We start from the raw sequence: 26,487 nt of genomic DNA, 5'->3' as shown, positions 1-26,487 counted from the left end.
GGCCCTGCCGATCCGGCCTCAACCAGGAGCGTGACCCCATGAGCAGCACTTTTTTCATTCCCGCCGTGAACATCATGGGGCTGGGCTGCCTCGATGAAGCGATGACCGCTATTCGCAACTACGGCTTTCGCAAAGCCCTGATTGTCACCGATGCGGGGCTGGCCAAGGCCGGCGTCGCCACCAAGGTGGCTGAGTTGTTGGCGATACAAGACGTCGACTCGGTGATTTTCGACGGCGCCAAGCCCAACCCAAGTATCGCCAATGTCGAGCTCGGGCTGGGGTTGCTGAAGGAGAGCCAGTGTGATTTCGTCGTGTCGCTGGGCGGCGGTTCACCCCACGATTGCGCCAAGGGCATCGCCCTGTGCGCCACCAACGGCGGGCAGATTCGCGACTATGAAGGCGTCGACCGTTCGAGCAAGCCGCAGTTGCCGCTGATCGCCATCAACACCACGGCGGGTACCGCCAGCGAAATGACCCGTTTTTGCATCATCACCGACGAGACACGCCACGTGAAAATGGCGATTGTCGATCGCAACGTGACCCCATTGATGTCGGTGAACGACCCGGCGCTGATGGTGGCGATGCCCAAGGGCCTGACGGCCGCCACCGGCATGGATGCACTGACCCACGCGATCGAGGCTTATGTCTCCACTGCCGCCAATCCCATCACCGATGCCTGCGCCCTGAAGGCCATCACCCTGATCAGCAACAACCTGCGCCTGGCCGTGCGTGACGGCAATGACCTGACCGCGCGGGAGAATATGGCCTACGCGCAGTTCCTCGCGGGGATGGCGTTCAACAATGCGTCGCTAGGGTTTGTGCACGCGATGGCGCATCAACTGGGTGGTTTCTATGACCTGCCTCACGGTGTGTGCAACGCGGTGCTGTTACCTCATGTGCAGAGCTTCAACGCGTCGGTGTGCGCCGTTCGCCTGACCGATGTGGCCCATGCCATGGGCGCAGATACGCGCGGCTTCAGTCCGGAAGAGGGGGCCCGGGACGCCATCGCGGCGATCCGCAAACTGGCCCTGGACGTGGACATTCCGACCGGTTTGCGTGACCTGGGCGTACGCCTCAACGACGTCCCGGTGCTGGCTGCCAACGCCTTGAAAGACGCCTGTGGCCTGACCAACCCACGGGCCGCGGACCAACGACAGATCGAAGAGATTTTCCGCAGCGCGTTCTAAGCAACCCGGGGCGGCACGAACCTCACACAGAGCATCGCCGCCGCCCCTAGCAGTGCGCACAACGCCGCCAGTGGCCAAGCCTGTTGACTCAACAACAGGCTGGCCATGGCGCCGATCACCGAGGCCATCAGTTGGTGCAGGAACCCACTCAATGCCATGGCATAAGCGCCGGCCACCGGTGAACCTTCGTTGGCCAGGGACAAGCTGATGGGGTAGTTCAACGACTGGCCGAACACCGCAAAGCAATACGGCAACCAGAAAAGCAGCGCGATGCTGCTCAGGGTGAGACTGCCTGCCAGCATGGTCGTGCTCCCGCCCAACACCAGCGCGATGCCCCAGCCCATCATTCGCCGTTGACCAGTACGCAGTACAAAAGCGTTCACCACCAGCGCCCCAAGCAAGTACGCGGCACTGACCGGCCAGCCCAGCAGGCCGTATTCAATGGGCGACCAGTGGAAGCGCTCCTGCAGGATCAGCGGCGCGGCGGTGTTGAAGGCGACGATCACGCCGTAACCCAGTCCACCGGCCAAGGCCGGCAGCAGGAACGCGCGTTGCCGGAGAATGTGCCCGTAGATGCCACATGCCGATTGCCCGTTGCCGGCTTGCACCAGCACCGGGAACCTGGCCCGGGACACCGCCGCTGCCATGGCCAGGCTGACGGCGCCCAAACCGTAGAAAATCGCCTCCCAGCCAAAAGCGGCCTGGATCAGCGAGCCCAGGTACTGGCCGATACCGAGGGCAATCACAAAGGCGATCGATATCCATGACAGCGCCTTGGCCAACAGGTCGCCGCTGAAACTGTCCCGAATCAATACCCGCGCCATCACTGAGATACCGCTGGCGCCGATGCCCTGAATCAACCTGAGCGTCAGGAACGCCTCCACGGTGGTGCCCAGCGGCAGGGCCAGATTGCCCAAACCGTACAGCCCCAAGGCCGCCAGCAAGACCGGCTTGCGCCCCAGCCGCTGGCTCAGGCTGCCCCACAGCAACATGGGCAACGCCATGCCGATCAGGTACACCGACAAGCCCCAGGAAACCCGGGACGCATCGGCGCCCAGGTCCCGGGCGATATCGGGCAGGGCCGGCAAGTAGATGCTCATGCCCAGTTGTGCCAGGAAAACGGTGGTGCAGGTGACGATCAGGGTTGTACGGTTCTTCATCGAGCGTCCTGTCTCAAGGGCGGATGTCACGCCCGTGGGTCAGCAGCAGTTCGGTGATCTTTTCGCAAAACGAGCGAATCACGTTCGGCTCCATGTCGGCGCGCAGGGTAATGCGAATGGCGGCCTTGCCTTGCGGCACTACGGGGAAAAAAACCGCTGAAGTGAAATATCCCAGTTCGGCCAGTTCGACGGCCAGGCTGTTGGCCAGGGCCGCTTCACCGCAGGGCAGCATGCGGATTGCCATGGGATTGCCACGCTGTTCAGTGCGCACGAGGCTGTCGAAGAAGCGGATATTAGCTTGCAAACTCTCCTGCAGGGCGCTGAATTCTCGACTGCGGTGCAGGCGAATCGACGCCATGCCAGCGCCGATGGCCGCTGCGTTCAGGCTCTGGGACCAATAGCTCGGCCCACCGTAACGCTGCACCAGCGCCTTGTGCCGTTCACTGCCAAGCATGACCAGCCCGCCACTGGCGCCGAATGACTTGGCCAATGAAGCAACGATCAGGGTGCGCTCGTCCACGGCTGGGATGCGCGAACGGACAAGGCCTGCGCCGAACTCCCCGACCGCCGACAGCGCGTGGGAATCGTCCAGATAGAGAAACAGGCCATAGCGCTGCTTGAGATACATCAGGCTGTCCAGGTCCGCCAATCCGCCCATGCTGTAGGCGCTGTCGGCCACGTATGCCACGCAGCGCTGGCGTTTGCACAGGTCTTCGATGAAATCCATGTCGTTGTGCGGACAGGTGATGACTTGGGTTTCATCGGCGCAGGCGGCCTTGCTGTGGTTCATCGAGTAATGGGCGTATTTGTCGAACACCATGACCGGCGAACACTGGTTGGTGAACGCGCCGCTGGCCAGCAGCGGCAGGATTCCGGCGCTTGCCGCACTGCACGACAGGGCACTGAGGCAACTGGCCCCGAACAGCTCCGACAATTGGGTTTCGTACTGGTCCAGGATCGACAGCTTGCAGCGATTCCTTGAGTTGGCGACCCGCAGGGTTCCGGTTTCCCACAGGGCAGTCATGGCGCCGTCCAGCAACGCGGGGTGATAGTCCAGGCCCAGGTAGGACGTGGTACAGAAATGATGAAAGGTGCGACCGTATTGGTCGACCAGCACATTGGGTGTCTTGACCTCGACATTCAGCCCTGAGATTTTTCCGGCTTCAGTGCCCTGCCAGTTCTGGTCTGCGAGGGAAATCACCTTGCGGTAGTGGGTGAAGTGATGGGGCGCTTGAGCAGTCTGGTTCATGGTGCGATTACATTCCTTGGTGGGTGGTGCTGTCCGTGGGGTGTTTCGATAGCGGTGTGTTTCCAGACTTTACAGATTGTTGTGCAGGGCTTTGAATCGGCTGTTTCCGGCGTGCTTGAGTGTCACTGGAGATTTCTGCGTAGGACTTTGCCTAGGACCTTGGACGGGGAATCCATCAGTGGTGTCGGAGCTTCGGAGCACCCTGGATTTGCCCCAAGCCCGCGGGGTTATCACTCTTTTCTGGAAGGTAGCTTGCTGATGCTCTCAGGCCTCAATCATCTGACCCTTGCCGTCACCGACCTGGATCGCAGTGTGGTTTTTTATGGCGAGCTATTGCAGCTGCGTCTCGAAGCCAAGTGGGACAGCGGGGCCTATTTGTCGCTGCCAGGTTTGTGGGTGTGCCTGGCTTTCGACCCGTTGCGCAGGCCCGTGCCGGCGGCGGACTACACCCATTACGCTTTCAGCATCAATGCCGGGGATTTCCCGCTACTGGTGGCGCGGCTGAACGCAGCCCAGGTGTCATCGTGGCGAGACAATCGCAGCGAGGGTGATTCGTTCTACTTTCTCGACCCGGACGGGCACAAACTCGAAGTCCATGTGGGTGACCTGGCGTCTCGGTTGAAGGCCTGTCGGCAGGCACCGTATGCCGGCATGGCGTTTTTTTCGGCGCCGTGATGGGGCTGTATCGAGTCGAGTGACTGGCCTATCAGGCGTTGGGCGGTCATCGTCGTGTGTCGAACAGCCGCAGGGTTTGCAACCGCGTTTACCCCCTGGTTGCTGGCGAAATCAGCTGCATCGGCCTCATGCAAGGCTTCCTGGATTTCCTTGATCTGCCAGGCTTCACGGGCCAGGTATCCGCGTAGCGCATCGACGGCCAGGAATGACTTGCTGCGCCGGTAGCCTTGGCCAATACCGCCGGGTTTCGGCGACTTCATCGGGCAAGCGCAATGACATGACGGATATGATGATCTCGATGTAGTGATTTGTAATACAACATCCTACGTCGTCCTTGAAGTGCCGCCAGTCCCGTTGGTCTCCATTGTATGTGTGAATGTTCGCCCGATAACGAGGCTCATCCTCTACAGTCTGATCGCCTGCGCTATTCTCATCGTATCGTGGGGGCGCGTTAGTCTTGGATGCTATGTCAGCATTACGAACTGACGATCACCCGCTCCGCTCACCGCAGCATTATCCGGATAACCACCAGCCCCATGGAAACTCGAAGTTCCGCGCCGCTGGCCAGCTACATCGACCTTCTGCTGGACGCCGTGTGTGCCGTCGACGGCCAAGGGCGTTTCGTATTTGTCAGCGCTGCCTGCGAACAGATCTTTGGCTACACGCCGCAGGAACTGATCGGCCTGCCGATGATCGATCTGGTGCACCCTGCCGACCGCCAGCGAACCCTCGAGGCGGCGCGGGAGATCATGGACGGCGAGCCCAAGCTCAATTTCGAGAACCGTTACCTGCGCAAGGACGGGCGGGTGGTGCACATCCTGTGGTCGGCGCGCTGGTCGCCGGTGGACCAACTGCGCATTGCCGTGGCCCGGGACATCACCGAACGCAAGCAGGCTGAGTCCCGACAGGCCGCGTTATATGCGATTTCCGAGGCGGCCCATGCCGCGGCGGACCTGCTGGCGCTGTTCGAGCGCATCCACCTGATTATTGGCGAGTGGCTGCCGGCGCTGAATTTTTCGGTGGCGTTGTGTGACGAACAATGTTCGCAACTTAACTTCCCCTATCACGTCAACGACCGGGAAGGGCAGCCCGAATTACCGGGCACGGTCACCGCGCGTTTGTGCGCCGAGGTGATTCGCAGTGGCCAGTCAATCCTCCTGACGCCCGGTTGCAGCCAGTTGCCGCCGGAGTTCGACGACCTTGTGGCGCAGCCAGACGCGCCGTGCTGGCTGGGTGTGCCGCTGAACTCGCAGAGTGGCACGATTGGCGCGCTGATCGTCAAGAGCGCGCCAGACACCGAGCGCTATACCGAGCAGGACAAGGAACTGCTGCAATACGTCTGCGCACAGATCACCATTGCCATCGAGCGCAAGCAGTTGCATGCCCGGTTGCAGCACATGGCTCAGTACGATCAGTTGACCCAGGTACCCAACCGTGAATTGCTCCGTGAGCGGTTCAAGTGCGCACTGGCGGCCGCTCGCGCTGCGTCCGGGCGCATGGCCTTGTTGTACATCGACCTTGACCGCTTCAAGCAGGTCAACGACACCTATGGCCACGGGGTTGGCGACATGCTGTTACAAGCGGTGGCCAAGCGTCTCAAGGGATGTATCCGCGACACCGACACCGTGGCGCGCATTGGCGGGGACGAGTTCGTGGTGCTGCTGCACAGCATCCAGGCCTTGGAGGATGCCCAAAGCGTGCAGGAAAAAATCCGCCATGCACTGGTCCAGCCGCTACGTCTGGAAGGGCACTGCCTGAGCATCGAACCGAGCATCGGCGTGGCCTGTTTCCCGGACCATGGCACTGAAGATGTCGCCCTGTTTCGCCACGCCGACGAGGCGATGTATGCCGCCAAACGCCACAATCACAGGACGTTCGGCATCTGATAGGGTGCGACCGTTCGTCGTGGCACAAGTACCTTTCTCAAACCTTCATCTCGTATCCAATTCGAATATAAGAAGGGCTCTGCGCGCCCTGCATTCACGAATAGGGAGGGTTGGACCATGCCCGGTTCAAGCGGTATTTATCCGATAAACATTGCTCATGATCGAACGAAGGTGTCCGAATCGGGTCGCAAAAGTGGGAGAACCACCATCACGACCGTCGATAAAAGCCCGCCGAAAGCCGAAATTGGCCGGAAGCCGGGTCGCACGTATCGCTGAATTCATGGTGGGTTCTGATTCAACGGTGGATAACCCACCAGAACTTTCATCAGAGGAGGGCGCTACCATGAGTCGTATGGCCAGCTTTTTTCGCACCACCAGTCTCATCGTGTTGATGGGCCTGGGTGCCAGCAGTGCCTGGGCCCAATCGCCTGCCGAATTCATCAACGATGCTTCAGCCAAAGGCATGGCCGACATCGAGGCCAGTCGTATGGCCCATGGGAAGGCCGAATCCAGGGAGGTCAAGGATTACACCATCATGGTCATCAACGACCGCACCACGGCCAATCAACACCTGGCGAAGATCGCCAAGAAGCTCGACCTGCCTGTCGCCCCCCGGGAGGAGGTGGCGGACAAGGCCAAGGCCCTGATGCCGCAGGTAAAGGAAGGCGAGTCGTTCGAAGCTGCGTATGCCGCCAGCCAGGTCAAGGCCACCGAAGAGGCCATCGCGCAGATCCAGCAGCAGGCCCAGACCACCGAAGTGCCTGAGATCAAGGCCTTCGCCGATGAAACCCTGCCTAAACTGCAGACCCATCTCGAAATGGCCAGGGCGCTGCAGGCCAGCCGCTGATCTGCTGTGTTTTTGTACTCACGGCCGGGACGTTCGCGTCCCGGCTGATTTTTGCCCGCCAAAAGGAGAACCCTCCAGCGCATCTGCGTCAGCACTGGTTCAGGTCTACTTTGTTCTTTTCGTCCAACCCTTCAAGACTCTTGGCTTCGCCCTGGCCCATGGCCTGGTAATGCTTTCTCAACGCCTCCAGTTGCTTTAGGTCCAGCGACTCAAGGCCGAGCATTGCATTCTGTGCCTCCTTGGTCGCTCGTAATAACTCATCGACCTTGAGGTGCAAGATGTCGGTATCGCGGTTCTGCGTGTTTTGAATCAGGAATACCATCAGGAAGGTAATGATCGTTGTTGATGTGTTGACGATCAGTTGCCACGTGTCATTGAACTGGAAAAAAGGCCCGCTGAGGGCCCAGAGTGCCAACAACACGATGGCCCCCAGAAACGTCTTGGGGCTCCCCGCCCAAAGGGCCAGTTTTTGAGCGATTTTTGCGAAGGTCATTGCTGTGTTCCTTATGGATGCACCTGTCCTTTGTGACAGCAATGAATTGATGAAAATTCTGCTTACATTTTCAGGCGCCGCTGTTCGGCAAGGTTTTTCGTGCAGCCTGAAAATCATCGCAACCAATTGCCATGTTGGCGGGTCACTCCTTAAGGCCCTCAGCTTCGGAGTCCACCATGAACCTCGCACGCACTGTTTGCCTTGCCTGCTGTTTGTTCGCCCTGCAAGGCTGCTTCGACAATTCGGGTAACGAGACCAAGGACAACACCGATGGCACTAAGTCCTCGGTGCAGATGCAAGAGTCGGGAGCGGAAAAGAAATAGACCGCCGCCCGCAACCCCTCCAATGGGCTGTCGCAAAACCCTGTGGGAGCGAGCCTGCTCGCGATGGCGTTGGGTCAGCAACATCAAGGGTGTTGACACACCGCTATCGCGAGCAGGCTCGCTCCCACAAGTTCTTTCTCCAGCATTGATGGTCACCGCCCTTGCTGCAACACCTTGAGCGCTGCCGAAGCGAGGAAGCCGGAACGGCTCTTCTCTTCAGGATGGTGCAACACATATTCATCGATTCGGTTGAGCAGGTAGCCGGGCAACGTGATGTTGAGTTTCTGCGCCTTGCCCAGGTACTTGGTCACATCAATGTCCACCAGCGCCCAGGTGCAGCCGGCATATTGCGCATTGGCGGCGTGTAGGGTGACGGTGTTGGCCGGCGGAATCGGCGAGCCGTCCTCAGCCAGAATCTCGAAATGCCCCTCAATGGCCTCACGCGCCATCGCCATGGCCTCGTCCAGGTCGTCGCCTGCGGAAAAACATCCGGGAATATCCGGCACTTCAACCCCCCAGGCGTGCTTGTCATCGCCCATGGAAATCGCAATCGGGTAAAGCATATTCATCGTCCTCCACGAACGTCGCGCAACGGGCCGGCTGAAGCAGCGCCTGTTGCAAAATACTGATGGCCGTTTTCTTGAGCAGGTCCTTCTTCGGATGAGGAACCGTGACCAGCCCCGGCTTGGTCGGGTGCTTGAAGTGATGGTGGCTGCCCCGAACTCGTACCAGATACCAACCGTCTGCAATGATCTGGCTTATCAAAAATCGGCTATTCACAACACTTCCGTGTGGAGTGCTTGGTGGGTACTATACCTACTGGAGGTGAGTGATCAACACTATAACCGCCGAAGGCAACCTCGGGAGGTATGCGCAGTCATCGCAACGAAGTCTAGAAGCGGCGTCGCACAAGGACGGCAGCGGGGTGGGGCGGGTTTATTTCGGGATGTGAAGCCGGACGTATTGCTTGTGTGGCGAGGGAACTTGCTCCCGCTGGGGGGCGCAGCAGCCTGGATGTTTAGCTGCTGCTGAAAAATGCCGACCACTTGGGACTAATGCCAGTCAGTTAAGAAGCGAAACGGGAACCTGTGGGCTTGCTCGCGAATGCGTCGGGTCAGCCAGGATCAATGTTAAATGACACACCGCTTTCGCGAGCAAGCCCGCTCCCACAGGGGATTTGTGGTGAATGCGATCCCTGAGAGCAACTCGGAAAAAATGTGGGAGCGAGCCTGCTCGCGATGGCGTCGGCACAGTCAACATCATCGCAAGCTGCCCCGACGCATTCGTGAGCGAGCCCGACTTCCGCTGGGCTGTGAAGCAGCCATCAGTTTTTTCGGTACGATTTGCCGGGCTCCCATCTGTGAGTCCGATCAGCCTATCCCCAGGTCCTATGACTGCTGCACAAACGTCAGCCGTACCGCAAAACCAATCAGAAGACTGCCAAATAACCACTGCTGCACGCGCTGGGCCGAAGGCGAACGCTGAAGCCAGCGACCGAGTGCGACACCCACCAACGCGTAGGCGCTATCGAATAGCAGGCCGACGCCGACCAGCATCACGCCCAGGGTCACGAATTGCCCCAGCCCCGGCCCGCCCCGTGGATCGATGAACTGCGGCAATAACACCGAGCAAAACAGCAAGGCTTTGGGATTGAGCAGATTGGTCAGCAGCCCACGCCGAATCGCCTGGTAGCAACGCCGTTTCCCGACCTCGATTGCGGCAGCTTCAAAACTCGGCAACAAGGTGGTCCGCAGGCATTGAAAACCGATCCATAACAAGTAAGCAGCACCGGCCAGACGCACGATGTCGAACGTCCACGGCGCGGTCTTGAACAAGGCCGAAAGCCCCAGCGCCGCCAATGCAACATGACACCCCCGAGCAATCCCCAGGCCCACCGCCGTCGCTAGCGCCGCGCCCCTGCCCTGACGGGCCCCGGTTTGTAGCAGCAGAATCATGTCCGGCCCGGGCAATACGTAGACCACCATCAAGGCCATCAGGAACAACCAGAGCTCTGCCATGCCACACCCCTTCATCGACGATTCGCAAGTGCCAAGTCTATGGCGCAGGGGCAGGGCAGGTGGTTGCGAAGTCGGCTTCTAAAGCTGCGCCAATTGGCATAACCTGCCAGCTATTCGCGTCATTCCATTGGAAACTGCCAATTAATGAAACTGGATGCCTTTGACCGCAAAATCCTCGCCGCGCTGCAACGCGATGGCCGCCTGAGCAATGTGCAACTGGCCGAAGAAATCGGCCTGTCCCCGTCACCCTGCCTGCGCCGCGTGCGAATACTCGAAGAAGCCGGTGTCATTCGCGGTTACCAAGCCGTCCTGGACCGCGATGAAGTGGGCCTCGGATTAACGATATTTGTCGGCGTGAAGGTTGAACGGCACAACGACGAACAAGCCGAAGTGTTTCGCCAGGCCGTCACGGCGTTGCCGGAAGTGATCTCGGCGTTTCTGGTTTCAGGCGAATCGGATTTTCTGTTGCAAGTGGTGGTGCCGGATTTGCGGGCTTACGATCGTTTTCTCACTGGGCGGCTGCTGAAACTGCCGGGTGTGAGTGATATCCGCAGCAACTTTGCGATTCATACGGTGAAGACGCCGGGGGCGCTGCCGTTGGGGCATTTACCGGGGACCGAGCAATGAACGACACAAGTGGGCGGCCAAGATACAAAAAGCCCCGCTGTGAAAAACACCGGGGCTTTTTGTTCTGTCGTTAGGTGGGAGTCTCGCGGCTCCCATTCTCAAACGTACTAGGATGGAATTACGTTTCGCATAGATTCACTCCTTGACTTGAGAAACCGCCGCCATCCTTTCCTAGATTCGGGTGGCGGCCGTACGTGGGCTAGGAACCGGGAGTCAAGGCACCCGGCACACCCGAGGGTGTCCCACGCACAGCCACCATAAAACATCATCGCAAACACAAAAAGCGCCTGCAATTTTATGGGCGCTGTGCGCCTTGAATTCAGCGGGTTCCTAGGCCCGGTCGCTGAATTTGCAGCGACGTCGGGAGAGTAGCCATCGAAGGGCAAGGGCAACAAGGCGAAAACTCGCCGAAAAGCAACGTAAGCGCACCCCCTACGTAATTCTCGGATTTTGCCTACAAATTTCCATGGGAATCATACGATATTGTCGGTTGTGCTGATTTCCCAGCCCCACGATCAGGCTCAGCTCGTTGAGCCGCTAAGAAGGTAAACCGATGTGTGCAGATAGGGTCAGGAAAACCAGCGCATTGACTGAGTTTTTTACCAACACTTGTGCCGAGACCAGGCGAGAGATCTTGATGGGCATCATTGGCAAGGCTAACGCCTCCCAACGTGATGTTGTGCAGAAAGCAGAGGTCATCAAAGCTGCGCGGGCTTCTGCTCAGGCAAACTGAGATGCTGCCGTCAAATCAGCCCAAGATTCATTGGGCTCTGTTCAACGTCTTGACGAGCTCATGGTTCGCCTTGCGCGAATTGATGAGCGAAACGCTGTCGCTGCGGCTATCAAGCCATACCTCGGCGCCTTTGCAACCCTCATGGCTTGATCCATGAGAGACCAATAACCCTACATACATCGCTGGGGCGACATGCCTACGCATCGAAGTTACCAAGCAAGCATCGAGCAATTGCACCAAGAGGTAGACGCGTTAGCTGAAGAGGTGAGACGCCCGGCTCCGACCACGCTGCGCGTTACGTTGCTGCCGTTCAGCATAGGCGCTGCGTTCGCCCTGACTCTGTTTGCCGTCGTCGCTTTTGTCGCAAAACATGTTTGATTCTCTGTCGCCCAAATACTTTTTTCGGCACAGCCCTGCCTGATTTGGTCGGCACCCTTGCCGCCTACCAATTCCCCTCTTGGCGAGGGCGCGGTGAAATCTTCTTCATGAGCGTTCATTCATGCTCTTGGCGTACTGCTCTTCAAAGCGCCTGCTGCGCAACGCCTCGCAATAGCCTTCAGCATGCGCCGACGAATAAGCCCGCTGACCGGGCGAATCAAATACCAGTACGACGTAAAACTTCGCAACGCATCCGCGTCGAGGCAATGCACCCGCGTTTGCGTGGTGACCCTCGTCAGGCCCGGTCGCAGCAACTGGCAGGTGAAGCTTATGACCAACTTCACATTCCCCGGCTCATTGAATGCCTCGAACGCTTCGGCATCTGCGACAACGACTTGGCCGTAGTCAGCTTTCCACAGCTTGCCGGCGAGCCCGTAGGCGACCTCTACGTCGCCATCGCGCTGAAGCAACGTGAAATTATCCATGCCGAATGAAGCGCGTTGATCAGTGTCTGGGTGCCGAGATCGGCCCAGCAGGCGCATGGGGAGTTCGCGAAGCTTGATTGCGTACCGAAAAAAACGATCGTCTTCGGGGCGGTGGGCGAGGATTGCCGCCATGGCATGGGAAGGGGCTGCGGGGATATCCGCGGTATGCAATTCACTGAACTGATACGTAGGCAGATATGAGTCAATCAGGTGCATCCTTGCTCTCCTTCATAGGTGCTCGGGCGCAAATCCCACAAAACACCAGACCAAAAAAAACCGGCAACCAAGAGCCGGTTTTTTAATCCCCCGCCAAAAAGCATACGACGCAGGACCAGAATTCGATTGGAGCGGGTGAAGGGAATCGAACCCTCGTTATCAGCTTGGGAAGCTGGAGTAATGCCATTATACGACACCCGCTCAGAGCGGCTGACTTTGTACCAGATGTGGGCACGGATTTGAAGTTTTTCTTCACGCAACGTGCTGTCAGTCGTCTACGCGAGCCTCAAACCAGAGCCGTCGTTGGCGGGCAAGCCCCGTTGCTGAAGGTGCAGAACAGTGCTTGCTCGCCAGGACGCCGTTTCAGATAGCCAGTGCATGGTAGCCCTGCACGTAGCTATAGCGCGGTCGGCTTTCGTGGTGTTCCGGTGTGAGGAAACCCATCAAGGCGTTACGGCTGTCGCGGCAGGCGGCTTTGTGTTCCATGTCCAGGAAGTGCCCGGTGGCTTGCAGCGTGCTGAAGCTGCTGTGCTGTACGTGATCGGCAAAGAGCCTGGCGTCGTCGGCCGCAGTGTATTCGTCCCATTCGCCGTTCAGGAACAACACCGGTACGTTGATCTTTTTCGCGGCGTTGACGTAGCACAGCTGGTCGCTGTGGAGCACATCGCTGATGTGGAAGTGCATCTGCCCGTACTCATGCTCGGCCAAACTGCTGACGTGGCGATAGTTGAAGCGCTTGAACAGCGGCGGCAAATGCTTGCCGATGGTGCTGTTGACCAAGTGCCCGACACGGTCGCCGTCCAGGCTGCCGAGGTAATCCACACCGCGTTCCAGGTAGTCGCGCATTGGCGCATTGAGCACCGGCGAGAACGAACTGATCACCGCTTTTTCGATGCGCCTTGGTCGCTGCGCCAAGGCGGTCAGCGTGGCGGCGCCACCCCAGGAAAACGACAGCACGTGCTCGGCGGCGAAGTGGTCGATCAGTTCCAGGAGAATCTGGCCCTCGATCTCTTTCGTCAGCATTTGCTCATGTCGGTTGTGAGCTTTTGACTTGCCCGCGTAGGGTTGGTCGTACAGCACAACATTGAATTGCGGGTAGAGGTTTTTGGCGGTCTGTGCAAACGACGCAGTGGTGGCCATTGAGCCGTTGACCAGGATGATGGTCTTTTGTGCGGCGTCTGCGCGATAGAACTCCGTGTAAACCCGATACTGACCCTGTATATCCAGCACAGCGATTTCTGGCCTCATGTCATAAGACTCCTGGCAAGCGGGTATGCGCGCAATGAGATTGCACGGGCAATGTGACAGGTAGGCATACGCCTGGAAGATAAAGCCCATGTCGATCCAAAAAAAACGGTCGACGGGTATTGTTATAGGTGGGCAGTTCGCCGGCGGGACAAGGCGGAACCCGAGGGTTTCAGCCGGCAAAAAGTTTCTTGGAAGTATGTTGTGACTCGTCGGTCACATTTCGGCCGACGACCTGATTCAAGCAGGGGGGCGCCCGTTGCGCAAGTACCTATCAAAAAATTGTTCGACACTTCTGCCCAGCGGTAGCAGGTTCAGATGAGATGGACTTCTTCAGGGCTCAAGGCGCGGTACTGGCCCGGCTCAAGATGGGCGTCCAACGTCAGTGGGCCCATCCGCTCGCGGTGCAGGCGCAGCACCTTGTTATTGAAGTGGCCGAACATGCGCTTGACCTGGTGATAGCGCCCTTCAACGATGCTCAACCGCGCCGATCTGGGCCCCAGCAGTGTCAGCTCTGCTGGTTGGGTGGTGAGGTCTTCAAAGGCAAAGTACAGGCCCCGGGCGAAGGTGTCGGCGTATTCGGCCGCGATGATTTGCTCGGTTTCGACGTAGTAGACCTTGGGCAGTTTGGTTTGCGGTTGGGTCAGGCGCCGCGACCAAGTGCCGTCATTGGTGATCAGCATCAGCCCGGTGGTGTTTAAATCCAGGCGCCCGGCGATGTGCAGGTCGTCCTTGTCCGGTTCGTCCAGCCAATCGAGCACCGTGGGGTGTTGCGGATCGCGGGTCGCACTGACACAGCCGGGCGGTTTGTGCAGCATGAAGTAGCGCGCCGGCCGGCCTGCTTGCAGCACTTGGTCGTCGACTTCAACGCGACTGAATTCACGGACGGGGGCATGGGGATCGCTGACGGTCTGACCATCGATCCGCACCCGGCGTTCCACCAGTAACAGGCGCACTTGTTGACGATTGAATCGCGGCAGATTACTGAGGAAACGGTCGACGCGCATGGGCAATTCAGGCAAGGCAACGGAGGGCGGGCATCTTACGCGATCGGCTGGGGCTTGGCGCGTAACTGGGCTTCGACCTGGGCGCAGCGTGGGCACAGGCAGGACTGATCACGCTGCGCGGCTGGCAATGCCTCGAGCACGGCCGGGTCGATGCTCACGCCGTAACACCAGCAAGCCCGGTCGGCAGTTCGAGGGTCGGCCAGGGTGCAGTCATTGGCACCGCCGCAGGCCGGGCAAAGGTCGGGTTTATTCATAACTGGAGTGAGGCATTTCCACGCAGGTTCGGTTGCACCCGGTCTGCCGGGCGCGTTGCAGCGCATGATCGGTCCGCGACAGCAGGCTGTGCAAGGTGTCTTCGTCCTGCAAGGTGGTGAGGCCGAGGCTGACGGTGACCAGCAATTGTTTTCCACTGCAGAAATAGCGCTGCTTTTCGATGTGCTGACGAATTTTCTCAGCGATTTTCAGACCGGTCTGTCCATCGGTGTCCTTGAGCAGGACGACAAAGGCTTCAGTGCTCCAGCGACACACGATGTCCGAATGCCGCAGGCTTTGCGTCAGGTCGCGGGTGAACCCGGTCAGCAGTTGATCGGTGGCGATGTGACCATGGGTGGTGTCCAACTGCTTGAAATCGTCCAATTCCAGCAGCAACGCCGCCAAGGGTTTGGGCTCGCGCTGAGCTTCGTGCAGCGCTTGCACGGCCAGCAGGTCGAAGCCACGGCGGTTCGGCAATTCGGTCAGGCTGTCGAGGGTGGCTTGGGCGTCGATGCGCTGTTGGTAGCGTTTGATCAACCGGCAGAGGATTGCCAGGACCGCCAGCGTCACGAGTATGCCGATCAGCAGGTTCAAATACAGTGTCTTGAGGATGTGATCGCGTACCGAGGCATGGGCTGCGTAATAGCCCAGCAACGCAATGATCAGGAAACCTGTACCGAGCAGCGCCACCACGGCCAGGAGCGGCTTGCGCTGGGAATACAACGGCGAACGGAGCGACATGGCGTTTCCCTTGGCGCAGACCCAATGAAGTCAGTTTAGTGGCCTTGTGGGAAAAGACATTCGGATTTGCAGGTTTGCGCACCGAGGTCATGTATTTTTCGATGCCCAACCGACGCAGGCTCGACGCGGTGTCTTGCCAGAGCAGGTATTCGCCGCTGAGGGTAAGGCGAACAACACCCGCGCGAATGGCAGGATCACCAGCAACAAGAGGCTGGGACGATCCGGGTAGCGGTTGTTCAGGCGCATGCCAGGCCTTGCGGTTTACAGCGGGGCGTCGGCAGTCAGCTGTACGTAGGTCGGGTCAAAGCGCAGCTTCTTGCCCTCGCCCTTGAGGACGATGCCTTGGCTACCGGGCTTTGTCCCGCCATGTAACCTCAACTGGAGGTCGTCAACTCTCGGACCAACCTCTCGCTAGAAGCGAGTCGGAACCCTAGTCTGCCATTGCAAATGGTGGTGCCGCTGCGCAACGGCATGAGGCAAAAAGCTACATGTTTCAACTTGTTACTGGGACGCACCAGATCCCGATTTCACTGTCAGATTAATCGTCAGTCACCCAATAGATGACTGTCGCCCATCAGCGTCGCTGATGTGGCCCATTCGCGGTCCAGGAGGCCGCCATGTATCGACGACTGCTGCTCATTGCGTTTCTCGGTTTGACACTTTCGGCCTGCGTACCTTACTACGATGCAGACTCGAGCTACTACCGTTCCGAGGTCTATACCTCCCCCGGGCCGGCCTATTACAGTGGTGGGTATTATTCGGCACCGCGTGGCTATTACGCCCCGCGGTATTACCAACCGGCGCCGCGCTATTACTCGCCGCCGCGGTATTACCAACCCGCCCCACGCCACTACTCGCCACCGCGAGCGGCGTACCGGTCTTATCCGAATAGGGGTGGCTGGGACGGCCATAACCGGGGTGGCTGGAATGATGACCGACGGGGTCGAGGCGGGCGTGATCATCGGGGACGCGGTGATTATGATCGTGGACGTGGCGATCACGATGGACGACGCAACCACCGCTGACCTTTGGGCAACAAGAAGCGGCGCATTGAGCGCCGCTTTTTTGTGCGTGCAATAAAACCTGTGGGATAACGTTTGTGGGAGCAAAGCTTGCTCGCGATGACAGGGGATCCGTTAGCTTCCCGGTGACTGGTATATCGCTGTCGCGAGCAAGCTTTGCTCCCACAGATGTCACTCCCACAGAGTGTCACCCAGGGGTTTTACTCGTTGGACAAATCCGCCAACGGATGCCGCCCCTCCCACGCTTTGTGAAAGTGCGCCTCAACCGCCGCTTCGGGCACATGGTTGATGTCCGGCCAGTGCCAATGGGGCTTGTGGTCCTTGTCGATCAGCCGCGCGCGCACGCCTTCGCTGAATTCCGGATGGCGGCAGCAGTTGAGGCTCAAGGTGTATTCCATCCTGAACACGCCGGCCAAGGACAAATGCCGGGCCCGGGCGATCTGTTCCCAGACCAGATAAGCGGTCAACGGCGAACCGTCGGTCATGGTCTTGGCCGCCCGGGCAATCAGTGGATCCGGGTGGTCCACCAGCAGGCTGAGGGCTTTCCAGGCGCAGCGCACATCGCTGACATCCAGCCATTCATCGATTTTCTGCCGACGTGGCAGCCATTGGGCTTCGGGCATTTGGCCGACCGCTTCCTGTTGCAGGGCCTTGAGCAGGCTGTTGAGCTGCATCTCGGTTTGTTCCTGCCAATTGAGCTGCAGCAGGCCTTCGATCAGGTCGTCCTGTTGTTCATCCAGCAAAAAACGGTCGGCCAAGCCCAGGTCGATGGCGTCCCGGGCATTCATGTGCGCGCCGGTCAGGCCGAGAAACAGCCCGAGCTTGCCGGGCAGGCGTGACAAGAACCAACTGGCGCCGACATCCGGGTACAGGCCGATGCTGATCTCCGGCATTGCCAGGCGACTGCTTGGTGTGACGATGCGGGTACTGGCGCCTTGCAGCAGCCCCATGCCGCCGCCCAGCACATAACCGTGGCCCCAGCACAGCAGGGGTTTGGGGTAGGTGTGCAGGTTGAAGTCCAAGCGGTATTCCGCCGCGAAGAATTGTGCCGCCAGCGGCGGCACTTCGCCGGGGTGGGCTCGGCAGGCCTCTACCAGGCTGCGCACTTCACCGCCGGCGCAAAATGCCTTGGCGCCATCGCCGCGCAATAACACACAAACGACCTGCGGTTCCCGGGCCCAGGCATCGAGACGGTCACGCAAGGCGTTGATCATCGGCAGGGACAGGGCGTTCAGGGATTTTTCGGCGTCCAGGGTGGCGATGCCGATACGGGCACCGTCGATGCCGGTGAGCTCTTCGAAGTGCAGATTCATCGTGACCTCGATCAGAAATTTGAATAATCAGTATGACCGCTGCGTAGGAAAGTGCCGGCTCTGCGTCAGATCAATTGACAAGCCATGTAGGCTTTCCTAGGGTGCGCCCATTGTTTTTTACCGGATGCAACCATGACTGCCGACGACCGTATCAAACTTGAACCGAGCTGGAAGCAGGCACTGCGTGCCGAGTTCGACCAGCCTTACATGGCAGAGTTGCGCGAATTCCTGCGTCTGGAATACGCCGCCGGCAAGGAAATTTATCCACCGGCACCGCTGATTTTCAATGCCCTCAACTCCACGCCGCTGGACAAGGTCAAGGTGGTGATTCTCGGCCAGGACCCGTACCACGGCCCGGGCCAGGCCCATGGCTTGTGCTTCTCGGTGCAACCGGGCGTGCCGGCGCCCCCGTCGTTGGTGAACATCTATAAGGAATTGAAGCGCGATTTGAACATCGACATCGCGAGTCACGGCTACCTGCAAAGCTGGGCCGACCAGGGCGTGTTGCTGCTCAATACGACCATGACCGTGGAGCGCGCCAACGCCAACGCCCACGCGGGCAAGGGCTGGCAGCATTTCACCGACCGGGTCATCGAAGTGGTCAGCGAACACCAGCAGAACCTGGTCTTCCTGCTATGGGGCGCCCATGCCCAGAGCAAGCAGAAACTGATCGACGCCACCAAGCACCTGGTGCTGACCTCGGTTCACCCGTCGCCGTTGTCGGCTTATCGTGGCTTTCTGGGGTGCGGGCATTTCAGTCGGACCAACAAGTTCCTCGAGCAACATGGCGAAGCGCCCATTGATTGGCGATTGCCCCCGCTCTAGGCGCTGGCGAAGCCTGTGATCTTTTCACTGCCTGTTGAATCCCAAGCGAAAGATAAAGATCAAAAGATCGCAGCCTTCGGCAGTTCCTACCGGTTCCAATACCTGAACAACGGCTCCGCCAGAAACAGCACAAACAGCAAGCGCATCACCTGCAACGCCGTCACCAATGGCACTGATAGTTGCAGCGTCTCGGCCGTCAGGCTCATTTCCGCGATGCCGCCGGGCATCATGCCGAGGGTCAGTGAACGCAGGTCCAAGTGGGTCAGGGTGCTCAGGCCCAAGGCTGCCAGGGTGGCGATCAGCATCGTCAACACCGTGCCGACCAGGGTGCGCCCCATGAACGACGGTGCCCGTCGAAAGAACTGTCGGTTGAAATGACAACCCAATCCGCTGCCGATCAGCCACTGGCCGATCTGGCTGGCGCCGTTGGGTAGGCCGATGTGCAGGTCCCAACCGACGCTCACCGCCGCACTCACCAGCAACGGCCCGAACAACCAGGGATTGGGTTGGCGCAAGCGTTCCCAGACCCAGGCGAGCAGGGCGCCCGCCGGGAACAGCATCGCCAGCCACAGCCAGTCCACCGTCGTGGGATGTTGCACCGGGGCGCCTTCGCCCAACAGGTACTTGAAGGCCGCCGGCACGCACAGCACCACCACCAGCACCCGCAGGCTCTGGCCCGCCGCAACACGACTGAGGTCCGCGCCGTTGCGGGCGCCGAGGTTGACCATTTCGCCGGAACCGCCCGGCATGCTCGAGAAGAATGCGGTGGCGCGGTCCTCGCCGGTGCGACGCATCAGCCAGACACTCACCACGCTGGATACGCTGGTGATCAGCGCGCCGAAAAAGATCAGGCCGAAGTGGCTCAGGACCTGCTCCATCACCACGGGGGTGAAGTGCAGGCCGATGCCGATGCCCACCACCCATTGGCCGCATTTACGGCCGCCGGGGATTTCCATCAACTGCCACGGCGTGAGACAGCGCACCAGAATGATCGCCAGCAACGAGCCGACCATCCAGGGCAAAGGCCAGCCGATCAGGCTGGCCAGGTAACCGCCGGCCAGGCCGACCAGCGGTGTTCCCCACCATTGTCTGAAGGTCGTTTCAGACATTGGCCAGGGGGCGACGTTGTGCGGCGCGGCGACGCCAAATCCGCAACAATGGCATGAACAACATGATCGCCGTCAGCACCCAGCAGCCGAGGGTGATCGGGCTCGACCAGAGGATCTCCAGCGCACCGTTGGAAATTGACAGTGCGCGCCGCAGGTTCTGCTCCATCAGGCCTCCGAGGATGAAGCCCAGCAGCACCGGCGACAGCGGGAATTCCAGCTTGCGCAGGATATAGCCGAAGATGCCGATACCGATCATCAGGAACAGGTCGAACGTGGTGGCGTGCACCGCATAGACACCGATCCCGGTGATGATCGCGATGACCGGTACCAGCGCCCAGTTCGGCACGGCCAGGATCCGGGTGAAGACGCGGATCATCGGAATGTTGAGCACCACCAGCATGACGTTGGCGACGAACAACGACGCGATCAGGCCCCAGACGATGTCTGGCTGTTGCTGGAACAGCAGGGGGCCAGGGGTGATGTTGTACAGCGACAGCGCGCCGATCATCACCGCGGTGGTGCCCGAGCCGGGAACGCCGAGGGTCAGCATCGGCACCAGCGCACCGCAGGCCGCGCCACCGATGGCGGTTTCCGGGGCGGCGAGGCCGCGCTTGTCACCCTGACCGAATGTACCACTGGCGCCGGCGATGCGTTTCTCGGTCATGTAGGCCACGGCGCTGGCCAGGGTCGCACCAGCACCCGGCAGCACGCCCATGATGAAACCGAGCACGCCGCAGCGCAGGTTCACGGTGAAGACTGACGCCGCTTCCTTGAAGTTGAACATCATCCGCCCGGTGGCTTTTACCGCTTCCTGGCCGCGATGGGTTTTTTCCAGCAGCAACAGGATCTCGCTGATGGAGAACAGGCCCAGCACCAACACGACGAACTGAATGCCGTCGGTCAGGTGGATGTTGTCACCGGTGAAGCGATACACGCCGCTGTTGGCATCGATCCCGACGCAAGACAGGAACAGGCCGATCAGGGCTGCGATGAACGTCTTGAGCGGCCGGTCGCCGGCCATGCCGCCGAGGCAGACAATGGCGAACACCATCAGGACGAAATATTCCGCCGGCCCGAAGGCAATCGCCCATTTGGCCAGCAGGGGAGCGAACAACACCATGCCGCAGGTGGCGATGAATGCGCCGATGAACGAACTCCACGCCGACAGCGACAACGCTACGCCGGCCAGGCCTTGGCGGGCCATCGGGTAGCCGTCGAGGGTGGTCATTACGGTAGAGGCTTCACCCGGGATGTTGAGCAGGATCGAGCTGATACGCCCGCCGTATTCGCAACCCAGGTACACCGCCGCCAGCAGGATCAGCGCCGATTCCGGCGGCAGCCCCAGGGCAAAGGCAATCGGGATCAGCAGCGCCACGCCGTTGATCGGGCCCAGGCCCGGCAGCAGGCCGACCACGGTGCCGATCAGGGTGCCGGCCAATGCCGTGACCAGGTTATAGGGGGTCAGTGCAACGCCAAAACCCTGGCCGAGATAATTCAGGGTATCCATATCAATTCTCCAGGACGTCGAGCAGGCCCAGGGGCAGCGGCACGTCCATCAGCTTGTCGAACAACAGATAAAGACCGATGGCCATCAGGCTGATGATCACCACGCTCGGCACCCAGCGACCGCCGTACAGGCGCGCCATCGGCACGCCGGTCAGGATGCTGGCAAGGATGAAGCCCAGGGGTTCGAAGGTCCCGGCGAATACCAGCAGCAGTGCCACGCAGATACCGATTTTCTGCAAGGTTTCGCGGTCCAGGTGCGGGTCTTCGTCGCTGTGCACGATGGGCGTCGGGCGGAACAGCATGTACAGCAATGCCAGCCCCATCAACCCGATCATCAGCAAGGGAAAGGCGCGGGGACCGACCGGTTCGTAGGAGAAGGCCGCTTGATAGGGCCAAGCCATCAGCGCCAGGCCGATACAGACCAGTAGCAACACCGCGGCAAAAATACGTTGGATGGTGAGCATGACTAACTCCTGGGCGGCGCTGACAGTACCAGCGCCGCCGCGAGAACAGAGACGGTTACTGGATCAGGCCGAACTCTTTGGCCAGCACCTTGTAATCAGCCACTTGTTTCTTCACATAGGCATCCAGTTCCGGGCCGGTCATGGCAAACGGGAACAGCTCACGCTGGTCGCGCAGCTTGGCGAACTCTTCGGAGGCCAGCAGTTTGTCGAAGGCGTTTTTCCACCAGGCGTAGTCTTCGTCGCTGACCTTTGGCCCGAGGTAGAAGCCGCGGACCACCGGCCAGAGGATGTCGTAGCCTTGCTCGCGAGCGGTCGGGATGTCTTTCATTTCCGGCTCGTCCAGGCGTTTATCGGAGAACACCGCCAACAGACGCATGTCGCCGCTCAGGATGTGCGGCATGGAGTCGGAGATGTCGGTACTGCCCACTTGGATATGGCCACCGAGCAGGGCAGTGGCGATTTCACCGCCGCCTTCAAGGGCTACGTAGCGCAGTTTGCGCGGGTCAATACCGGCGGCCTTGGCGACCAGGGCGGTTTGCATCCAGTCCTGGCTGCCGACGGTACCGCCGGAGCCGATCACCACCGAGCCTGGATCTTTCTTCAGGGCCTGTACCAGATCGTCGAGGTTCTTGTAGGGCGAGTCGCTCTTCACCGCGATGGCGCCGTAACTGGTACCAACGGCCGCCAGCCAGCGCACGGCGTTTTCATCGAAACGACCGAACTTGCCTTGCGCCAGGTTCAACAGCGAACCGCTGGACCAGGCCACCAGCGTACCGGCGTCGGCCGGACGCTGGGCGACCACTGCATTGTAGGCCACCGCGCCGACACCGCCGGGCATGTAGGTCACTCGCATGGGTTTGGTCAGCAGTTTCTCGTTGACCAGCGCGCTTTGCGCCAGTTTGCATGTGAGGTCGAATCCGCCGCCTGGTGCCGCCGGGGCGATGCATTCGGGGCGCTTGGGCTCTTTGGATGGATCGGCGGCGAGCAACTGCCCGGCGAACATCAGGCATCCGGCGGCCAGGGCTACTTTACGCAGTGATAGGTTCATTGTTGTCTCCACAGGAGTTGTTGTTGTGTATTGCATGTTTGACGCTGTCGGACACTGGCGCATCCGGCAGTGGGTCCATTACCAGAGTGCGACGCTGTAGTTCACCAGCACGCGCATTTCATCCGCATCGCGGGCCGAGTAATTGGAACGGTAGGTCGCGTTGCGCAGGCGTACGGCAACGTCCTTGAGCGTGCCGCTCTGCACCACGTACTTGATCTCGCTGTCGCGTTCCCATTCCTTGCCAGTGTCACCGTTGCGCAGCGAGATGTTGTCGCCGCTCACGTAGCGACTCATGAAGCTCAGGCCGGGAATCCCGATCTTGCCGAAGTCATAGTCGTAGCGTGCCTGCCAGGAGCGTTCGTCGGCGCCGGCAAAGTCGTTGATCTGTACAAAGTTCACCAGGTACGGGTCACTGCCATCGACATACGGGAAGGCGCTGTCGCCCGACATATGCTGATAACCGGCGCTGAACTTGTGGCCGCTCAAAGCGTAGCTCACCAAGCCATTGATGGACTTGTTGTCGATCTTGCCGCCACGGGCGGCGCCGTCATCGTCACTGATGGCCAGTCGCAGGTCGGTGCCGAGGGTGCCGGGGCCGAAGGCTTGCGAGGCGACCAGACCGAGGAAATGCTGGCTGTAGACTTCGCCGAGCTGGGCGAAGTGGTAACGGCCGGTGATCTTGTCGGTGAACTTGTAGTCCACACCGGCAAAGTCGAAATGATCGCCTGCCACGCTGCCGGAGAAACGGCTGTTCTTGTTGTTGAGGGCGATGTCTTCGTAATTGCTGTCGTTGCGATCCTTGGCTTTGTCCAGGCGCCCGCCGGTGAAGGTCAGGTTCTTGATCTCTTTGGAGCTCAGCAGGCCGCCCTCGAAGGTTTGCGGCAGGATGCGCCCATCGTTGGGCTTGAGGATCGGTAGCTCCGGGATCAGGCTGCCGATTTTCAGCTCCGTGGCGGAGATTTTCACCTTGGCGGTCAGGCCCAGCTTGGCATATTCGTCAGCGGCGCGACCGTCATCGTGGGTGGGTAACAGGCCGCTGCCGGTACGGTCCGGGCTGGAATCGAGTTTGACGCCGAGCATCCCCAAGGCATCGATGCCGAATCCCACGGTGCCTTCGGTGTAACCCGATTGCAGGTTGAGCATGAACCCCTGGGCCCATTCGTCGCGCTTGGATTGCTGCGCGCTGGTGCCGTCGCGAAAGTCGCGGTTGAAATACATGTTGCGGGTTTCGAAGGTTGCCGTACTGTCTTCGATGAAGGCTGCCTGGCTCATCGGCGAAAAGCCGGCGAGGGCGGCGGCACTGGCCAGCGCGGTCTGGTTGAAGCGGGAAAGGCGAGCAGGCGCTGGGGCCTGGGGCTGCATGGACAGCATGGTGGTACTCCGCTTTATTGTTCTTATTTTGGCGAAAACGCTTCGAGGCGTTTTTCGTTCACGATGTGCGTCGCGACGGCAGTCGAGACTGTCCGTGGAGAGGACTCTAACGGCCCAACCTTTCGCCAACCTTTCAACAGTTTTCAGCGTATTTTTTGGCTTCACAGTGGCGGATGCGGCTGTAAACTCCGCGCCAAAGAATGGTGTCGGCCATCCCTGAATCGAGGAATAACCCATGCGTGTCCTGCTCGTCGAAGACCATCTGCAGCTCGCCGAAAGCGTTGCCCAGGCGCTCAAGAGCACCGGTTTGACCGTGGACGTGCTGCACGACGGCGTCGCGGCCGACCTAGCCTTGAGCTGTGAGGAATACGCCGTGGCGGTCCTGGATGTCGGGCTGCCGCGCATGGACGGTTTCGAGGTGCTGGCGCGTCTGCGGTCTCGCGGCAAGACCTTGCCGGTACTGATGTTGACCGCCCGCAGCGACGTAAAGGACCGCGTCCATGGCCTGAACCTCGGTGCCGACGATTACCTGGCCAAGCCATTCGAGCTCACTGAGCTGGAGGCCCGGGTCAAGGCACTGTTGCGCCGTAGCGTGCTGGGCGGCGAACGCCAGCAGCGCTGTGGCGGACTGGTTTATGACCTGGACACACGCCGCTTTACGCTCGACGATGAACTGTTGACCCTAACGTCCCGCGAGCAAGCCGTGCTGGAGGCGTTGATCGCCCGGCCGGGGCGGGTGATGAGCAAGGAGCAACTGGCGGCCCAGGTGTTCGGTCTGGACGAAGAGGCCAGCCCCGATGCGATCGAAATCTATGTCCATCGCTTGCGCAAGAAACTCGATGGTCATGCGGTGGCGATCGTGACGTTCCGCGGCCTGGGCTACCTGCTGGAAAATCGCAATGCATAAGCCCGACAGCCTGCGCTGGCGGCTGCTTCGGAACCTGGCCCTGCTGCTGGTGGTGTTGATGCTTGCCAGCGGTTTGAGCGCCTATTGGAACGGTCGCGAGGCTGCCGACACCGCCTACGATCGGACCCTGCTGGCCTCGGCCCGCACCATCGCCGCGGGCCTTTCGCAGCGTGACGGTAGTCTCAGCGCGGATGTGCCTTACGTGGCCTTGGACACTTTCGCCTACGACAGCGCCGGACGGATTTATTACCAGGTCAATGACATCGACAAGAAGTTGATTTCCGGCTACGAAAACCTCCCCGGCCCGCCGCCCGGGACGCCGCGCACGGACGACTACCCGGCCCTGGCCCGCTTCTATAACGCCCAGTACCAGGGGCAGAACGTGCGGGTGGTGAGCCTGCTCAAGGCCGTGAGCGAGCCGAACATGAACGGCATGGCGGAAATTCGTGTGGCGGAGACTCAAGAGGCGCGGGTCAGTATGGCCCGCGGACTGATGGCCGACACGCTGTTGCGCCTGGGCATGCTGGCCGTGGGCGCGCTGCTGTTGGTGTGGTTTGCAGTCAGCGCGGCGTTGCGCCCGCTGGAGCGCTTGCGCACGGCGGTGGAGGAGCGCCAGTGGGACGATTTGCGGCCGTTGCCACTGGTGGAAGTGCAGCACGAATTGTGGCCGCTGGTGCGGGCCCTCAACCATTTCACCGAGCGTCTGCGCGGGCAATTCGAGCGTCAGGCGCAGTTCATCGCTGATGCCGCCCATGAGCTACGCACGCCCTTGGCCGCGCTCAAGGCGCGTCTTGAGCTGGGCTTGCGTGCCAGTGAACCGGCGACCTGGCGTGAAACCCTGGAAACTGCGGCCCAGGGCACTGACCGGCTAACCCACCTGGCTAACCAACTGCTGTCCTTGGCGCGCGTGGAAAACGGCGCCCGGGCCATTGCCGAGGGCGGCGCGCAACGGCTTGATCTCAGTCAGTTGGCCCGTGAGCTGGGCATGGCCATGGCCCCGCTGGCCCATGCGCGAGGGGTGGCGCTGGCCCTGGAAGCCGACGAGCCGGTATGGCTGCGGGGCGAGCCGACCTTATTGAACGAGTTGTTGAGCAACCTGGTGGACAACGCCCTGGCCCATACCCCATCGGGCGGCAATGTAATCCTGCGGGTCTCTGCGCCGGCGGTGCTGGAGGTCGAGGACGATGGCCCTGGCATTCCGCTGCACGAGCGGGACCGGGTGTTCGAACGGTTCTATCGACGCAACCAGCAAGTGGCCGGTTCGGGGCTGGGATTGGCGATCGTCGGCGAAATCTGCCGTGCGCACCTGGCGCAGATCACCCTGCACGACGGGCAGGCGCGCGGGTTGAAGGTACGGGTGAGCTTTGTTGCAAGCTCAGACTGAGTCTGTGGGAGCAAGG

The 26,487-nt window shown here is 60.2% G+C and carries 25 protein-coding genes, 1 tRNA gene, 4 pseudogenes and 1 riboswitch; of the genes and pseudogenes, 10 read left to right on the top strand and 20 right to left on the bottom strand.

Features of this window, described 5'->3' with window-relative positions:
• Positions 1-38: 38 nt before the first annotated feature.
• The gene (gene yiaY / locus AACY31_RS02855; RefSeq protein WP_339475751.1) at positions 39-1,187 is read left to right on the top strand and encodes an L-threonine dehydrogenase; all 1,149 of its coding nucleotides are present in this window, start codon (positions 39-41) and stop codon (positions 1,185-1,187) included.
• Here the strand turns inward: yiaY and AACY31_RS02850 are convergent.
• Together AACY31_RS02850 and AACY31_RS02845 are read right to left on the bottom strand one after the other, a co-directional pair.
• Entirely contained in the window at positions 1,184-2,347 is a 1,164-nt protein-coding gene (locus tag AACY31_RS02850) for an MFS transporter (protein ID WP_339475748.1), read from the bottom strand. The genes yiaY and AACY31_RS02850 overlap by 4 nt on opposite strands.
• A 13-nt stretch (positions 2,348-2,360) precedes the next feature.
• Positions 2,361-3,596: an aminotransferase class I/II-fold pyridoxal phosphate-dependent enzyme gene (locus AACY31_RS02845; RefSeq protein ID WP_339475745.1), complete on the bottom strand. Its 1,236-nt coding sequence runs from the start codon at positions 3,594-3,596 to the stop codon at positions 2,361-2,363.
• 258 nt (positions 3,597-3,854) lie between these two features.
• Between AACY31_RS02845 and fos the strand changes: the two genes are divergently transcribed.
• Positions 3,855-4,271, top strand: coding sequence for a fosfomycin resistance glutathione transferase (gene fos, locus AACY31_RS02840; protein WP_339491531.1), 417 nt, complete (start codon positions 3,855-3,857; stop codon positions 4,269-4,271).
• Between the two features lie 74 nt (positions 4,272-4,345).
• On the opposite strand, the pseudogene AACY31_RS02835 reads toward fos, so the two are convergent.
• Positions 4,346-4,559, bottom strand: a pseudogene (locus AACY31_RS02835) (CopG family ribbon-helix-helix protein); the annotation flags it as partial.
• A 248-nt stretch (positions 4,560-4,807) separates the two neighbouring features.
• On the opposite strand from AACY31_RS02835, the gene AACY31_RS02830 reads away from it, so the two are divergent.
• Both AACY31_RS02830 and AACY31_RS02825 read left to right on the top strand, forming a co-directional pair.
• Positions 4,808-6,157 carry a sensor domain-containing protein gene (locus AACY31_RS02830; RefSeq protein ID WP_339475742.1) on the top strand — a complete coding sequence of 450 codons (1,350 nt, stop codon included), beginning with the start codon at positions 4,808-4,810 and terminating at the stop codon, positions 6,155-6,157.
• Positions 6,158-6,500: 343 nt separating this feature from the next.
• Positions 6,501-7,004: a DUF4142 domain-containing protein gene (locus tag AACY31_RS02825; RefSeq protein WP_339475739.1), complete on the top strand. Its 504-nt coding sequence runs from the start codon at positions 6,501-6,503 to the stop codon at positions 7,002-7,004.
• An 88-nt stretch (positions 7,005-7,092) separates the two neighbouring features.
• Here the strand turns inward: AACY31_RS02825 and AACY31_RS02820 are convergent, their stop codons facing one another.
• Complete coding sequence (locus AACY31_RS02820) at positions 7,093-7,497, bottom strand: low affinity iron permease family protein (RefSeq protein ID WP_339475736.1); 405 nt, start codon at positions 7,495-7,497, stop codon at positions 7,093-7,095.
• A 176-nt stretch (positions 7,498-7,673) separates the two neighbouring features.
• Between AACY31_RS02820 and AACY31_RS02815 the strand changes: the two genes are divergently transcribed.
• Entirely contained in the window at positions 7,674-7,820 is a 147-nt protein-coding gene (locus AACY31_RS02815) for a hypothetical protein (protein ID WP_003198724.1), read from the top strand.
• A 152-nt stretch (positions 7,821-7,972) separates the two neighbouring features.
• Here the strand turns inward: AACY31_RS02815 and AACY31_RS02810 are convergent, their stop codons facing one another.
• The 3 genes and pseudogenes from AACY31_RS02810 to AACY31_RS02800 form a co-directional block, all read right to left on the bottom strand.
• Positions 7,973-8,383, bottom strand: a complete 411-nt coding sequence (locus AACY31_RS02810; RefSeq protein WP_339476459.1) for a type II toxin-antitoxin system HicB family antitoxin — start codon at positions 8,381-8,383, stop codon at positions 7,973-7,975.
• A gap of 40 nt (positions 8,384-8,423) precedes the next feature.
• A pseudogene (locus tag AACY31_RS02805) lies at positions 8,424-8,600 on the bottom strand (type II toxin-antitoxin system HicA family toxin); the annotation flags it as partial.
• 608 nt (positions 8,601-9,208) lie between these two features.
• Positions 9,209-9,838, bottom strand: a complete 630-nt coding sequence (locus AACY31_RS02800) for a LysE family translocator (RefSeq protein WP_339475733.1) — start codon at positions 9,836-9,838, stop codon at positions 9,209-9,211.
• Positions 9,839-9,982: 144 nt separating this feature from the next.
• Between AACY31_RS02800 and AACY31_RS02795 the strand changes: the two genes are divergently transcribed.
• Entirely contained in the window at positions 9,983-10,465 is a 483-nt protein-coding gene (locus tag AACY31_RS02795; protein ID WP_339475731.1) for an Lrp/AsnC family transcriptional regulator, read from the top strand.
• Between the two features lie 1,230 nt (positions 10,466-11,695).
• On the opposite strand, the gene AACY31_RS02790 is transcribed toward AACY31_RS02795, so the two are convergent.
• From AACY31_RS02790 to AACY31_RS02760, 7 genes and pseudogenes are all read right to left on the bottom strand, one after another.
• Entirely contained in the window at positions 11,696-12,277 is a 582-nt protein-coding gene (locus AACY31_RS02790) for a hypothetical protein (protein WP_339491485.1), read from the bottom strand.
• A 127-nt stretch (positions 12,278-12,404) separates the two neighbouring features.
• Positions 12,405-12,478: transfer RNA gene (locus AACY31_RS02785), tRNA-Gly, on the bottom strand.
• 162 nt (positions 12,479-12,640) lie between these two features.
• Positions 12,641-13,525 (bottom strand): alpha/beta fold hydrolase, encoded by an 885-nt coding sequence (locus AACY31_RS02780; RefSeq protein ID WP_053178410.1) that lies wholly within the window; start codon positions 13,523-13,525, stop codon positions 12,641-12,643.
• A 311-nt stretch (positions 13,526-13,836) separates the two neighbouring features.
• Entirely contained in the window at positions 13,837-14,529 is a 693-nt protein-coding gene (locus AACY31_RS02775; RefSeq protein ID WP_339503825.1) for a pseudouridine synthase, read from the bottom strand.
• Between the two features lie 35 nt (positions 14,530-14,564).
• The gene (locus AACY31_RS02770) at positions 14,565-14,783 is read right to left on the bottom strand and encodes a cysteine-rich CWC family protein (protein ID WP_339483313.1); all 219 of its coding nucleotides are present in this window, start codon (positions 14,781-14,783) and stop codon (positions 14,565-14,567) included.
• Positions 14,776-15,393: pseudogene (locus tag AACY31_RS02765) on the bottom strand (GGDEF domain-containing protein); the annotation flags it as partial. The gene AACY31_RS02770 and the pseudogene AACY31_RS02765, both read right to left, overlap by 8 nt.
• 229 nt (positions 15,394-15,622) lie before the next feature.
• A pseudogene (locus tag AACY31_RS02760) lies at positions 15,623-15,768 on the bottom strand (ABC transporter permease); the annotation flags it as partial.
• Positions 15,769-15,866: 98 nt separating this feature from the next.
• Positions 15,867-15,967: riboswitch (guanidine-I (ykkC/yxkD leader) on the bottom strand.
• Between the two features lie 172 nt (positions 15,968-16,139).
• Here AACY31_RS02760 and AACY31_RS02755 point away from each other — a divergent pair.
• Positions 16,140-16,547: a hypothetical protein gene (locus AACY31_RS02755; RefSeq protein ID WP_339483315.1), complete on the top strand. Its 408-nt coding sequence runs from the start codon at positions 16,140-16,142 to the stop codon at positions 16,545-16,547.
• A 197-nt stretch (positions 16,548-16,744) separates the two neighbouring features.
• On the opposite strand, the gene AACY31_RS02750 is transcribed toward AACY31_RS02755, so the two are convergent.
• The gene (locus tag AACY31_RS02750) at positions 16,745-17,857 is read right to left on the bottom strand and encodes an enoyl-CoA hydratase/isomerase family protein (RefSeq protein ID WP_339483317.1); all 1,113 of its coding nucleotides are present in this window, start codon (positions 17,855-17,857) and stop codon (positions 16,745-16,747) included.
• A gap of 132 nt (positions 17,858-17,989) precedes the next feature.
• On the opposite strand from AACY31_RS02750, the gene ung reads away from it, so the two are divergent.
• Complete coding sequence (gene ung, locus AACY31_RS02745) at positions 17,990-18,682, top strand: uracil-DNA glycosylase (protein ID WP_339483319.1); 693 nt, start codon at positions 17,990-17,992, stop codon at positions 18,680-18,682.
• Positions 18,683-18,768: 86 nt separating this feature from the next.
• Here the strand turns inward: ung and AACY31_RS02740 are convergent, their stop codons facing one another.
• The 5 genes from AACY31_RS02740 to AACY31_RS02720 all read right to left on the bottom strand — a co-directional run bounded on the left by AACY31_RS02740 (position 18,769) and on the right by AACY31_RS02720 (position 24,180).
• A complete protein-coding gene (locus AACY31_RS02740; protein WP_339483321.1) occupies positions 18,769-19,791 on the bottom strand; it encodes an AbrB family transcriptional regulator in 1,023 nt (340 codons plus the stop codon).
• Positions 19,784-21,298, bottom strand: a complete 1,515-nt coding sequence (locus AACY31_RS02735; protein ID WP_339483322.1) for a tripartite tricarboxylate transporter permease — start codon at positions 21,296-21,298, stop codon at positions 19,784-19,786. The genes AACY31_RS02740 and AACY31_RS02735 overlap by 8 nt, the downstream gene beginning before the upstream one ends.
• 1 nt (position 21,299) lies before the next feature.
• Entirely contained in the window at positions 21,300-21,761 is a 462-nt protein-coding gene (locus AACY31_RS02730; RefSeq protein WP_339483323.1) for a tripartite tricarboxylate transporter TctB family protein, read from the bottom strand.
• Positions 21,762-21,816: 55 nt separating this feature from the next.
• Positions 21,817-22,809 (bottom strand): Bug family tripartite tricarboxylate transporter substrate binding protein, encoded by a 993-nt coding sequence (locus tag AACY31_RS02725; protein ID WP_339483325.1) that lies wholly within the window; start codon positions 22,807-22,809, stop codon positions 21,817-21,819.
• A 78-nt stretch (positions 22,810-22,887) separates the two neighbouring features.
• Positions 22,888-24,180 carry an OprD family porin gene (locus tag AACY31_RS02720; RefSeq protein WP_339483327.1) on the bottom strand — a complete coding sequence of 431 codons (1,293 nt, stop codon included), beginning with the start codon at positions 24,178-24,180 and terminating at the stop codon, positions 22,888-22,890.
• A gap of 235 nt (positions 24,181-24,415) precedes the next feature.
• On the opposite strand from AACY31_RS02720, the gene AACY31_RS02715 reads away from it, so the two are divergent.
• A complete protein-coding gene (locus AACY31_RS02715; RefSeq protein ID WP_339483329.1) occupies positions 24,416-25,087 on the top strand; it encodes a response regulator in 672 nt (223 codons plus the stop codon).
• Complete coding sequence (locus AACY31_RS02710; protein ID WP_339483331.1) at positions 25,080-26,471, top strand: sensor histidine kinase; 1,392 nt, start codon at positions 25,080-25,082, stop codon at positions 26,469-26,471. Before AACY31_RS02715 ends, AACY31_RS02710 begins: the two co-directional genes overlap by 8 nt.
• The last annotated feature ends 16 nt before the right edge of the window (positions 26,472-26,487 follow it).

The organism is Pseudomonas sp. RL_105y_Pfl2_101 (assembly GCF_963970585.1).
Taxonomy (GTDB): Bacteria; Pseudomonadota; Gammaproteobacteria; order Pseudomonadales; family Pseudomonadaceae; genus Aquipseudomonas.
Note: the sequence above shows the minus strand (reverse complement) of the source record. Positions and strands in the feature narration are given on the sequence as shown.